At 72.8% G+C, this 12471-nt stretch carries 10 protein-coding genes; 9 read left to right on the top strand and 1 reads right to left on the bottom strand.

The window, feature by feature from the left end:
- Nucleotides 1–7 precede the first annotated feature (7 nt).
- From ACN9MS_RS13945 to ACN9MS_RS13910, 8 genes are all read left to right on the top strand, one after another.
- The gene (locus ACN9MS_RS13945) at nt 8–1054 is read left to right on the top strand and encodes a DUF4037 domain-containing protein (RefSeq protein WP_426309123.1); all 1047 of its coding nucleotides are present in this window, start codon (nt 8–10) and stop codon (nt 1052–1054) included.
- Nucleotides 1055–1073: 19 nt separating this feature from the next.
- Nucleotides 1074–2927 (top strand): alpha-glucosidase, encoded by a 1854-nt coding sequence (locus ACN9MS_RS13940; protein WP_426309122.1) that lies wholly within the window; start codon nt 1074–1076, stop codon nt 2925–2927.
- Between the two features lie 120 nt (nt 2928–3047).
- Entirely contained in the window at nt 3048–4031 is a 984-nt protein-coding gene (locus ACN9MS_RS13935) for an ABC transporter ATP-binding protein (protein WP_426309121.1), read from the top strand.
- On the top strand, nt 4028–5035 hold the full coding sequence (locus ACN9MS_RS13930; protein ID WP_426309120.1) for an ABC transporter permease subunit: 1008 nt from the start codon (nt 4028–4030) through the stop codon (nt 5033–5035). Before ACN9MS_RS13935 ends, ACN9MS_RS13930 begins: the two co-directional genes overlap by 4 nt.
- Nucleotides 5036–5471: 436 nt before the next feature.
- The gene (locus ACN9MS_RS13925; RefSeq protein WP_426309119.1) at nt 5472–7385 is read left to right on the top strand and encodes an acetolactate synthase large subunit; all 1914 of its coding nucleotides are present in this window, start codon (nt 5472–5474) and stop codon (nt 7383–7385) included.
- A gap of 6 nt (nt 7386–7391) precedes the next feature.
- Nucleotides 7392–7916 (top strand): acetolactate synthase small subunit, encoded by a 525-nt coding sequence (gene ilvN, locus ACN9MS_RS13920; protein WP_426309118.1) that lies wholly within the window; start codon nt 7392–7394, stop codon nt 7914–7916.
- 120 nt (nt 7917–8036) lie between these two features.
- Complete coding sequence (gene ilvC / locus ACN9MS_RS13915; protein WP_426309117.1) at nt 8037–9062, top strand: ketol-acid reductoisomerase; 1026 nt, start codon at nt 8037–8039, stop codon at nt 9060–9062.
- Nucleotides 9063–9350: 288 nt separating this feature from the next.
- A complete protein-coding gene (locus ACN9MS_RS13910) occupies nt 9351–9890 on the top strand; it encodes an ASCH domain-containing protein (RefSeq protein WP_426309116.1) in 540 nt (179 codons plus the stop codon).
- A 67-nt stretch (nt 9891–9957) separates the two neighbouring features.
- On the opposite strand, the gene ACN9MS_RS13905 is transcribed toward ACN9MS_RS13910, so the two are convergent.
- Complete coding sequence (locus tag ACN9MS_RS13905) at nt 9958–11175, bottom strand: ROK family protein (protein WP_426309115.1); 1218 nt, start codon at nt 11173–11175, stop codon at nt 9958–9960.
- A gap of 131 nt (nt 11176–11306) precedes the next feature.
- Between ACN9MS_RS13905 and ACN9MS_RS13900 the strand changes: the two genes are divergently transcribed.
- Nucleotides 11307–12350: a 3-isopropylmalate dehydrogenase gene (locus ACN9MS_RS13900; RefSeq protein WP_087469417.1), complete on the top strand. Its 1044-nt coding sequence runs from the start codon at nt 11307–11309 to the stop codon at nt 12348–12350.
- Nucleotides 12351–12471 lie beyond the last annotated feature (121 nt).

The following is a 12471-nucleotide window of genomic DNA, read 5'->3' as shown; positions in this document are numbered from 1 at the left end:
TGGACGGGTGGAGACCGGGACCGACCTGGCGCGGCGCTACTACGACGAGGTCGTCGGGCCGATCGTGCTCGGCCGATGGCCCGGGCTGCCGCACGCGGCGGGACGCCTCGGGAGCGGGTCCGACGTCCTCGGGCTCGACGACGCGACGTCGCGCGACCACGACTGGGGCCTGCGTCTGACGCTGCTGGTCGACGAGCCGATGGTCGACGAGGTCGACGCGCTGCTCGACGCGGCCCTGCCTCGCACGTTCGCCGGGCACCCGACCCGGTTCCCGACCACGTGGAGCCCGCACGGTCCGCACCAGGTCGAGGCGGCGTCGCCGTCGGGCTTCGTCACGTCGCGCCTCGGCGTCGACGCGACGCGCCCGCTCGCCGTCGACGCCTGGCTCGCGCTGACCGGTCAGGCGGTGCTCGAGGTGACGGCGGGCCCCGTCTTCGTGGACACCGAGGGCGCGCTGAGCGCCGCGCGCGACCGCCTCGCCTGGTACCCCGACGACCTGTGGCGGTACGCGGTCGCCGTCGACTGGGCGCGGATCGGGCAGGAGCTGCCGTTCGTCGGCCGGACGGCGGAGCGCGGTGACGACCTCGGGTCGCGCGTCGTCGCCGCCCGGCTCGTGCGCGTCGCGATGCACCTCGGGTTTCTGCTCGAGCGGCGCTGGCCGCCGTACGCGAAGTGGTTCGGGACGGCGTTCGCCGCGCTCCCGCGTGCCGGTGCTGTCGGTCCCGACCTCGCGGCCGCGCTCGCGGCCGACGACTGGAGGTCCCGCGAGGCGGCGCTGTGCCGGGGTCTGGAGACCCTGCACGACCTCCAGGGCGAGGTGGGCCTCCCGACCGTGGCCGACGTCGTCGTCCCGTTCTTCGACCGTCCGTACCGGGGGCTCGGGCCGGTGGCCGACGCGGTGACGGCCGCGATCCAGGACCCGGCGGTGCGGGCGCTGCCACCGGGCGTCGGGACGGTCGAGCAGTGGGTCGACGACGTCGACGTCCTCACGGACCCCGGCCGTCGCGTCGCCGCGGCGCGCGGTGTCGGGCAGGCTGGGACGACCACCCCGTGACCCAAGAGGAAGCCGTGCGATGACCTTGTCCGCACCCACCCCGGACCCCCTGCCCCGCGGCGGGTGGCCCGGCGCCGAGACGCCCGGTGACGCGCCCTGGTGGACGCGCTCGGTCGTGTACCAGGTGTACCCGCGCTCGTTCCAGGACACCGACGGCGACGGCGTCGGCGACCTCCCCGGGATCACCCGGCGCCTCGACCACCTGGAGCGGCTGGGGGTGGACGTCGTCTGGCTGTCCCCGGTGTACCGGTCGCCGCAGGCGGACAACGGCTACGACATCAGCGACTACGAGGACGTCGACCCGCTCTTCGGGTCGCTCGCGGACCTCGACGCCCTGATCGAGGGTCTGCACGCGCGCGGGATGAAGCTCGTCATGGACCTCGTCGTCAACCACACGAGCGACGAGCACCCGTGGTTCGTCCAGTCGCGGTCGTCCGCCGAGAGCCCGCGGCGCGACTGGTACTGGTGGCGCCCCCCACGCGCAGGCATGGAGCCCGGGGCACCCGGAGCCGAGCCGACCAACTGGCGCTCGTTCTTCGGCGGGAGCGCGTGGCGGTTCGACGAGGCGTCGGGGGAGTACTACCTGCACCTGTTCGACACCAAGCAGCCGGACCTCAACTGGGAGAACCCGGAGGTGCGCCACGCGGTCTACGCCATGATGCGCCGGTGGCTCGACCGCGGCGTCGACGGGTTCCGCATGGACGTCATCAACCTGGTCTCCAAGGACGTCGCGGCCGACGGCTCGTTGCCTGACGGCGAGGTGCACTGGGGGACGTACGGTGACGGGAGCCCGCACTACACGGACGGGCCGCGCGTGCACGAGTTCCTCGCCGAGATGCACCGCGAGGTGTTCGCGCCGTACCTCGCGCAGGGCCGCGAGATCCTCACCGTGGGGGAGACGCCGGGCGTGACCGTCGAGCACGGCGTCCGGTACACCGACCCCGACCGCCGCGAGGTCGACATGGTGTTCCAGTTCGAGCACATGGGCATCGACCACGGGGCGACGCGCTACGACCCGGTCCGGTGGGATCTCGCCGACCTTAAGGCGACCCTCGGCCGGTGGCAGGCGGGCCTCGCCGACCGCGGCTGGAACGCCCTGTACTGGGACAACCACGACCAGCCGCGCGTCGTCTCGCGCTTCGGCGACGACTCGCCCGCGCACCGCGTCGCGTCGGCCAAGGCGCTCGCGCTCCTGCTGCACCTGCACCGCGGCACGCCGTACGTCTACCAGGGCGAGGAGCTCGGCATGACGAACGCGCCGTTCACGCGCGTCGAGCAGTACCAGGACGTCGAGTCCCTCGGGTACTTCCGCGAGCTCACCGGCCGCACGGGCGGCCCGCGGCTGCGCACCGATGGCGAGATGCTCGCCGTGCTCGCGCACGCGAGCCGTGACCACGCCCGCACGCCCGTGCAGTGGGACGCGACCGCGAACGCCGGGTTCACGACCGGGACGCCGTGGCTCGAGGTCAACCCGAACCACACCACGATCAACGCGGAGGCCGCGTGGGCCGACGAGGACTCGGTCCTGCACTTCTACCGCCGGCTCGTCGCCCTGCGTCGTGACGAGCCGGTCGTCGCGCTCGGCGACTTCCACATGCTCCTCCCGGACCACGAGGCGCTCTACGCGTTCACGCGTGCCCTCGACACCCCGGACCCCGAGCGCGGTACCCGGCGGGACGAGCTCCTCGTCCTCGTGAACGTGAGCGGGCAGCCGCAGGACGTCCCCAACGGCGTGCTCGCCGGCTGGGAGGACGCGGCGACCGTGGTGGCCACGCACACCGCGGCGACCGCCGGCGGGCTCCCGGGCAGCGGCCGTCTGGAGCCCTGGGAGGCCGTCGTGCGCCGCCGCTCGACCGAGGTCCTCCCCGAGTAGGAGGCAGGTCATGCGACGGTAGGAGGTGTGTTCCGTCTGGGCCAAGAGTGCCCTATGCTCACCCCAGTCGGCAGGGCTGCCGGGCAGGGGGCCGCGGCGCGGCCGGGGAGGGGCGCACGGGTGCACACCACGGGAGCCCCCGCGATCGAGACGCGGGGGCTGCGCAAGACGTACCGGAGCCGCAAGGGGCGGTCGGTGGGCGTCGAGGGACTCGACCTCGTCGTCCCTGTCGGCGGGGTCCACGGGTTCCTCGGGCCGAACGGCTCCGGGAAGACCACGACGATCCGCATGCTCCTCGGGCTCGTTCGCGCCGACGCGGGGAGCGCGCGCATCTTCGGTCGTGAGGTGCCGCGGCACCTGCCCGACGTCGTCGGTCGCGTCGGTGCGATCGTCGAGTCCCCGAAGTTCTTCCCCGCCTTCAGCGCGCGCAAGAACCTCGACCTGCTCGCGGCGGCGATCGGCGCCCCCGCGGGCCGGGTGGGCGAGGTGCTTGCCGAGGTCGGCCTGTCCGACCGCGCCGGCGACCGGTACCGCGGCTACTCGCTGGGGATGAAGCAGCGGCTCGCGATCGCCGCGACGCTGCTCAAGGACCCCGACCTGCTCATCTTCGACGAGCCGACGAACGGGCTCGACCCCGCCGGGATCCGAGAGATCCGGGACACCATGCGATCGCTCGCGGACCGCGGGAAGACCGTGCTGGTGAGCAGCCACATCCTCGCCGAGGTCGAGCAGGTCGCGGACACGGTCTCGATCATCGCGCGCGGGCGCCTCATCGCGTCGGGGAGCGTGAGCGAGCTCATCGGTGCCGGCGGCGCGACGCTCCAGGTCGGGGTCCCCGACCCGGCGGGCGCCGCCGCGGTGCTGCGCGCCGAGGGCTACACGGTCCGCGAGGACGGGCCCCACCTGCTCGTGGACGGGGTCGCCGACGCCGCGCAGGTCACCCGGGCGCTCGCCGCCCACGACCACTGGCTCACCGAGCTCGTCCCGGTCCATGCCGGCCTCGAGGCGGTGTTCCTCGAGCTCGTCGGCAAGGACGAGGCCGCGGGCACGCGGCACGACCGTCGTGGTGACCACGCCGTCGCGACGCAGGGGGTCGTCGCATGAGCCGCCTGCTGAGGGTCGAGCTCCGTCGCCTCCGCGCGCGTCGCCTCGTGCGCTGGGCGAGCGCGGCGACCCTCGTCCTCGCGGCGCTGAGCGTGCTGCTCGCCTACACCCAGAGCCTGCCGCCGTCGCAGCTCGAGGTGGAGCAGGCGGAGCACGCGTACGAGCAGCAGCTCGACGACTGGGAGGAGAACGGCGACGAGTACGTCGCGCAGTGCGAGTCGGACCAGGAGGTCGCTCGCGAGACCGACCCCGCTGTCGACTACGGGTGCGACGATATGGCGCCCCGGCTCGAGTGGTTCCTCTCCGAGACCCCGACGTTCGACGGCGACGAGGAGTCCTGGCCGGCCCCGGGCGCGACGACGGTCACCCAGCTCGCACCGCTCCTACTCCTCTTCGCGCTCGTCGTCGGGGTGTCGTTCCTCACCGCCGAGATCTCGTCGGGGGCGATCGGGCTGTGGCTCACGTTCGAGCCGCGCCGTCAGCGCGTCTACTGGTCCAAGGCCGCCGCCGCAGCGCTCGGTGTGCTGCCCGTCGTCGTCCTCGCCTACCTCGTCATGGTGGGCGGTGCGTACGGGGCCTACGCGATCAACGGCCAGCTCGGGGCGGTCACCGCCGAGACGTGGACGCGGCTCGCGGGCGTCGGCGGACGGGCGGTGCTCGCTGCCGCGCTCGTCGCGGCCGCGGGTGCTGCGCTCGGCGTGCTGCTGAAGAACGCGGCGGGGGCGCTCGGTCTGGTCGTGGTCTGGGTCGCTGTCGTGGAGACGGTCGTCACGCTCGCCGTGCAGGATGCGCAGGCCTGGCTCGTGCGGACCAACGTCGCGGCCTGGGTCCAGGGCGGCACGACGGTCTGGGTGCAGGAGTGCACCACGGACGCGACGGGGATGACGTGCCAGGGCGTGGAACGGGTCGTCACCCAGGCGCAGGGTGGCCTCTACCTGCTGGCGGTCGCCGCCGTGCTGTCGCTGGTAGCAGCGGTCGTGTTCCGGCGGCGCGACGTCTCCTGACACCTCGTCCCGCCGCGTCGGCCCCTCCTCGTGCCGAGGCGCTCGTCCCATCTCGTGAGACGGGCGCCTCGACACGTGACATCCCCGAAACATGGGCGTACAGTCCCATGACGTGCAGACGATCCTCCTTGTAGTACTTCCTGAGCGCGCCGGCTGAGGCCACGCCACCAGGCTTCGTCAGCGCGCTCACCCCTCGTTCAGCCCGGCATCCCGGGTCCGAGGGGTTTTTTGTTGCCACCACACCGGCACGACAACACCACACAGGACCGCGGACGGCCCACCCCGGCCACCGCGAGCGCCGCACCCGCGAGACCCGCGAGCATCGGCACCGCACACCGCGACCAGCACGACCGCACCACCACGGTCGGCTCCGGTACCCGGCGGAGCGCCCCACGGGGCGCCCGCCGGGCCGAGGCCACGACACGCAGGAGACACCATGGCCCAGGGTCCCACCCCGGCACCTCCGCGACCGGGGGCCCCGACGCCCGCGGCGCCGGCGCCGAAGCCCGCCCCGACACCCGCGTCGGTCGCCCCGCGCGGCGACGTCCGGCGCGCTGCCACGGCTCGCCCGGCCGGCAGCACGCAGGGCGCCTCGACGGGTGAGGAGATGACCGGCGCGCAGTCGATCGTCCGCTCGCTCGAGGAGGTCGGTGCCGACGTCGTCTTCGGCATCCCGGGTGGTGCGATCCTCCCGACGTACGACCCGCTCATGGACTCGCAGCGACTGCGCCACATCCTCGTGCGCCACGAGCAGGGCGGCGGCCACGCCGCGCAGGGCTACGCGCACGCGACCGGCAGGGTCGGCGTGACCATGGCGACGTCGGGCCCCGGCGCGACGAACCTCGTCACCCCGATCGCCGACGCGAACATGGACTCGATCCCGCTCGTCGCGATCACCGGCCAGGTCGCCGCGGGCGCGATCGGCACGGACGCCTTCCAGGAGGCGGACATCGTCGGCATCACGCTGCCGATCACCAAGCACAACTTCCTCGTCACCGACCCGGACGACATCCCGCGCACCATCGCGGAGGCGTTCCACATCGCCTCGACGGGCCGCCCCGGGCCGGTGCTCGTGGACATCGCGAAGTCGGCGATGCAGTCGCGCACGACGTTCTCGTGGCCCCAGGACGTGCAGCTCCCGGGCTACCACCCGGTGACGAAGCCGCACAGCAAGCAGATCAAGGAGGCCGCGCGCCTGCTCGCGTCGGCCCGCCGGCCCGTGCTCTACGTGGGCGGCGGCGTGGTCCGCGCGAACGCGTCGGCCGAGCTGCGGCGCCTCGTCGACCTGTCGGGCGCGCCGGTCGTCACGACGCTCATGGCGCGCGGCGCCGTGCCCGACACGCACCCCCAGAACCTCGGGATGCCCGGCATGCACGGCACCGTCCCCGCCGTGGCGGCGCTCCAGAAGGCCGACCTCGTCGTGTCCCTCGGCGCGCGCTTCGACGACCGCGTGACGGGCAAGCTCTCGAGCTTCGCTCCGCACGCGCAGGTCGTGCACGCGGACATCGACCCGGCGGAGATCGGCAAGAACCGCGACGTGGACGTCCCGATCGTCGGCGACCTCAAGGAGGTCATCGCCGACCTGCTCCCCGAGCTCGAGCGCGAGCACGAGGCCAAGGGGAAGCCGGACGTCGAGGCCTGGTGGCGCCAGATCGACGACTGGCGCGAGACCTACCCCCTCGGGTACACCGAGCCCGACGACGGCCACCTCGCCCCGCAGCACGTCATCTCGCGCCTGGGCGAGATCTCCGGCCCCGAGTCGATCTACGTCGCGGGCGTCGGCCAGCACCAGATGTGGGCCGCGCAGTTCATCCGGTACGAGCACCCGCGCACCTGGATCAACTCCGGTGGCCTCGGCACCATGGGCTTCTCGATCCCCGCGGCGATGGGCGCGAAGGTCGGCCGCCCGGACGCCACGGTGTGGGCGATCGACGGCGACGGCTGCTTCCAGATGACCAACCAGGAGCTCGCCACCTGCACGATCAACGAGATCCCGATCAAGGTCGCGCTGATCAACAACTCCTCGCTCGGCATGGTGCGCCAGTGGCAGACCTTGTTCTACGACAAGCGCTACTCGAACACCGACCTGCACACGGGACACGGCACGGCGCGCGTCCCCGACTTCGTCAAGCTCGCCGACGCCTACGGGTGCGAGGGCATCCGCGTCGAGTCGATGGGCGAGGTCGACGCCGCGATCAAGCGCGCGATGGAGATCGACGACCGCCCCGTGGTCATCGACTTCAACGTCTCGCGCGACGCGATGGTGTGGCCCATGGTCGCCGCCGGCGTGAGCAACGACGACATCCAGTACGCGCGCGGCATCTCGCCCGCGTGGGACCGAGAGGACTGACCCGCCATGTCCCGCCACACCCTCTCCGTGCTCGTCGAGAACAAGCCCGGCGTGCTGACGCGCGTCGCGGGCCTGTTCGCCCGTCGCGCCTTCAACATCCACTCGCTCGCGGTCGGCCCGACCGAGCACGAGGAGATCTCGCGCATCACCGTGGTCGTCGACGTCGAGGAGCGCCCGCTCGAGCAGGTGACGAAGCAGCTCAACAAGCTGGTCAACGTCATCAAGATCGTCGAGCTGGACGCGGGCGCGTCCGTGCAGCGCGAGCTCCTGCTCGTCAAGGTGCGCGCCGACGGCGCGAACCGCACCGGCGTGCTCGAGGTCGTCAACCTCTTCCGCGCGAAGGTCGTCGACGTCGTGCCCGACGCCGTGACCATCGAGGCGACGGGCACGGGCGAGAAGCTGAACGCCCTGCTCGGGGCGCTCGAGCCCTACGGCGTGCGCGAGATCGTGAAGTCGGGGACCGTCGCCGTCGGGCGCGGGTCCCGCTCGATCACCGACCGCGCGCTGGAACGCGTGGTCCGCTCCGCCTGACGATCGCCTACCCTCGCACCAAGACCCGCACGGGCGTCGGTGCGCACCCGATCGTCGTTCCACCGCGAGACATCGCAACAGACCCCCTGCACCGCAAACGAAGAACCGAGGAGATCCATCGTGGCTGAGCTGTTCTACGACGACGACGCCGACCTGTCCATCATCCAGGCCAAGAAGGTCGCGATCGTCGGCTACGGGAGCCAGGGCCACGCGCACGCCCAGAACCTGCGCGACTCCGGCGTCGAGGTCGTCGTCGCCCTCCGCGAGGGCTCGAAGTCGACCGCCAAGGCCCAGGACGAGGGCTTCGAGGTGAAGTCCGTCGCCGACGCCGCGGCGTGGGCGGACCTGATCATGATCCTCGCGCCGGACCAGCACCAGCGCTCCATCTACAACGACGAGATCAAGCCGAACCTCGGCGCCGGCAAGACGCTCGCCTTCGCGCACGGCTTCAACATCCGCTTCGGCTACATCGAGGCCCCCGACGGCGTCGACGTCATCCTCATCGCGCCCAAGGCCCCGGGTCACACCGTGCGCCGCGAGTTCGTCGCGGGCCGCGGCATCCCCGACATCATCGCCGTCGAGAAGGACGCGTCGGGCCAGGCGTGGGACGTCGCGCTGTCGTACGCGAAGGCGATCGGCGGCACGCGTGCCGGCGTCATCAAGACGACGTTCACCGAGGAGACCGAGACCGACCTGTTCGGCGAGCAGGCCGTCCTGTGCGGTGGCGTGTCGCAGCTCGTCCAGTACGGCTTCGAGACCCTCACCGAGGCCGGCTACCAGCCGGAGATCGCCTACTTCGAGGTGCTGCACGAGCTGAAGCTCATCGTCGACCTCATGTGGGAGGGCGGCATCGCCAAGCAGCGCTGGTCCGTCTCCGACACCGCCGAGTATGGCGACTACGTCTCCGGCCCGCGTGTCATCGACGAGAAGGTCAAGGAGAACATGCAGGGCGTCCTCGCGGACATCCAGTCCGGTGCGTTCGCCAAGCGCTTCATCGACGACCAGGACGCCGGCGCGCCGGAGTTCACGGAGCTCCGCGAGAAGGCCGCGCAGCACCCGATCGAGAAGGTCGGCAAGGAGCTGCGCTCGCTGTTCGCGTGGAAGCAGCAGGACGCCGACTACACCGAGGGCAGCGCCGCACGCTGATCCACGACCTCTGAGCCCGGCTCACCTCTGGGGGTGGGTGACCCCTGTCGCGCGATCTACCATCCGCGGTGCTCGTTCCTCGCACCGCTCCCGCCAGGCCCGCCACGATCGCGCGACAGGGGTCACCCACCCCCTTGCTGTCGGCTCACCCGGGCGCGGGCCAGCAGGCCGCCAGGCCCGCAACTGGTCGCGGCGTCCGGGGAGGTTGGGGATTGCGCCGGCGCGACACGGGTGGGACGAATGGCGGGAGACCGGGCAGATCGACCCCGGGTGCGCCACGATAGGGGCATGACCCGACAGGCGGACGAGGGGGAACCGGTGACGGACGACGTGGTGGTGGACGAGAGGGCGGCGGAGATCCTCGCGTTCTGGGAGCTGGCGCGGCCGAGCGCCGGGATGGCGCGCGTGGGCGTGGTCACCGGCACCACGGTCTCCGAGACGGTGCCGCCGCCGGCGTGGTCGTTCGGAGACAACCCCGCGCTGGCGGACGGCCTCCTCGCGGCGGTCCTCAGCGGCGAGAAGACGGCGACGTCCTCGGCTCTGTGGGAGTACGAGGACTCAGGAGAGCCCGTCCCGCGCGTCGGCGAGCTGTCGATCCTGCTCGACGGTGAGGGCCACCCGCGGGCCCTCGTCCGCACGACGTCGGTCGAGATCGTCGCGTTCGAGGACGTCGACGCGGACTTCGCCCTGGCGGAGGGGGAGGACGACGGCTCGCTCGAGGCGTGGCGCGACGGTCACGAGACGTACTTCCGGCGCGTGCTGGAGCGAGAGTTCGCTCCAGACATGCCGCTCGTGTGCGAGCGGTTCGAGCTGCGCTACCCGCGCTGAGCGGGGATGAGCGGTGGCCGGCCGTGCCACGGTCGGCCGGCCACCGCTCGCGGGGCAGTGAAGAGGTCTACCCCGGGACTGGTGACGCGCCGACCCGGTGGTCCGGTCGGCCCGCCGCGGTGAGCAGGAGCGTGCGCACGTCCTGCGCGACGACGGAGCGCGCGCCGCGCAGGACCGCGAGCTCGGGGACGGCGCTCGCGAGGACCGCACCCGTGCGCTGGTCGGTGCCGCTGAGCACGGCGGCCGTGGCCGCGGCGAGCTCCGCGCCGCACGCGACCCCGGTCGGCCCGCCGAGCACGACGGCATCGGGCTCGAGGATCGCCACGACGGGCTGGAGCACGATCGCGACGCGACGCGCGAGGTCCTGCACGAGCCCGTGGACGGCGTCGGTGTCGCGGTGCTCCCGGACGGCGGCGACGGCCGCGGCGTAGGAGGTGGACTCCGCGACCCCGGGGACGCCCGCCCGGGTGCAGATCTCGACGAGCCGGAGGCCGCCGACGAGGTCCTGCACGTTGACGGAGTCGTCGACCCCGGCGGCGGGCACGGGGAGGTAGCCGATCTCGCCGGCGCCGCCCGTGGTGCCGTGGTGGACGCGGCCGTCGAGCCACGCTCCCATGCCGATGCCCTCGCCGAGCCACAGGAGGGCGAAGCTCTGCTCGTCCCGACCGGCGTCGCGCTCGGCGATCGCGGCGAGGTTCACGTCGTTCTCGACACGCACGTCGATGCCGAGAGCATCCTCGAGGTGGCCCCGCAGCCCCTCGCGCGGCCAGCCGGGCAGCTCCCCGACGAGGGCGATGTCGCCCGTGCGCGGGGCGACGGCAGCCTGGACGCCGACGACGGCGGTCGCCACGCGCGCGACGGGGATGCCCGCGTCCGCGCAGGCCTCGTCGCGCGCGGTGCGGACGTCGGTCGCGGCGGCGCGGTCCGGGCCTGCGGCGACGGTGGTCTCGCCGAGCGTCCGGCCGAGCGCGTCGACGACGCTCGCCCGCACGCCGTCGGGCACGACGTCGAGCGCGAGCCCGACGAGGACGTCGGTGCGAGCGGCGTACTGTGTCGCCTGCGGCCCGCGTGCCCCCTGCACGGAGCCGGTCGGCTCGATGAGACCGGACTGCTCGAGCCGTGCGACGATCTGCGAGGCCGTCGGACGGGACACGCCCGTGCTGTCGCCGATCTGTGACCGGGTGAGCGGTCCGGCGTCGAGCAGGAGCTCGAGCGCCGCGCGATCGTTGATCGTGCGGAGCAGCCCCGGGGTGCCGGGGATCCTCGACGAGGGGGGCGCGGTCATGGCGTTCCTTCGAGCGGGCTTTAGGAAAGTTTCCTAATAGTGCATGCTCTCGACTCGCAGCGCAACTCGGGCTCAGTCCGAGACGTGAGACCGCCGTCCCGAGGGGTGGCGGGGCGGCGTAGGCTCACCGCATGACGCGCACCATTGATCTGGCAGTCGTGGCCGGGGACGGCATCGGGACCGAGGTCGTCGAGCAGGGCCTCGCCGTGCTCGAGGCGGCCGTGGCCGGCTCGGACGTGAAGGTCTCCACGACGCCGTTCGACCTGGGTGCGCGCCGCTGGCACGCGACGGGCGAGACGCTCACCGACGCGGACCTCGAGGCGATCCGCGGCCACGACGCGATCCTCCTGGGCGCGATCGGCGACCCGAGCGTCCCGTCGGGCGTCCTCGAGCGCGGCCTCCTGCTCAAGCTGCGTTTCGCGCTCGACCACTACGTGAACCTGCGTCCGGGCAAGCTGTACCCGGGTGTCACCTCGCCCCTCGCCGACCCGGGCGAGATCGACTTCGTCGTGGTGCGCGAGGGCACCGAGGGGCCGTACGTCGGCAACGGCGGCTCGCTGCGCACCGGCACCCCGCACGAGATCGCGACCGAGGTCTCCCTCAACACGGCGTTCGGCGTCGAGCGCGTCGTGCGCGACGCGTTCGCCCGCGCCCAGGCGCGTCCGCGCAAGCACCTCACGCTCGTGCACAAGCACAACGTCCTCGTGCACGCGGGCCACCTGTGGCGTCGGACGGTCGAGGCCGTCAACGCCGAGTTCCCCGACGTCACGACGGACTACCTGCACGTCGACGCCGCGACGATCTTCCTCACGACGAAGCCCTCGCGCTTCGACGTGATCGTCACCGACAACCTGTTCGGCGACATCCTCACCGACCAGGCCGCCGCGATCACGGGCGGGATCGGCCTCGCCGCGTCCGCGAACATCAACCCCGACCGCACCGCGCCGTCGATGTTCGAGCCCGTGCACGGCTCGGCGCCGGACATCGCCGGCCAGGGCAAGGCCGACCCGACCGCCACGGTGCTGTCGGTCGCGCTGCTCCTCGACCACCTGGGTCTCGGTGACGAGGCGAAGCGCGTCGAGGCCGCCGTCGCGGCCGACCTCGCCGAGCGGGGGAGCCGAGTACGCTCGACGGCCGAGGTGGGCCGCGAGCTCGCCGCTCGCGTCGCCGGCTGACACGCCGCCCGGGTCCCGCACGGACCCGGGCACCGGTTCGCCCGCAGTCCCCGCACCTCGGTCGTCATCGCCCCAGGACCGGATCCCTCCCGTTCTGACCCGGTGACGCCCTGCCGTCGTC

It is taken from the genome of Cellulosimicrobium sp. E-16 (assembly GCF_049913115.1).
Taxonomy (GTDB): Bacteria; Actinomycetota; Actinomycetes; order Actinomycetales; family Cellulomonadaceae; genus Cellulosimicrobium.
Note: the sequence above shows the minus strand (reverse complement) of the source record. Positions and strands in the feature narration are given on the sequence as shown.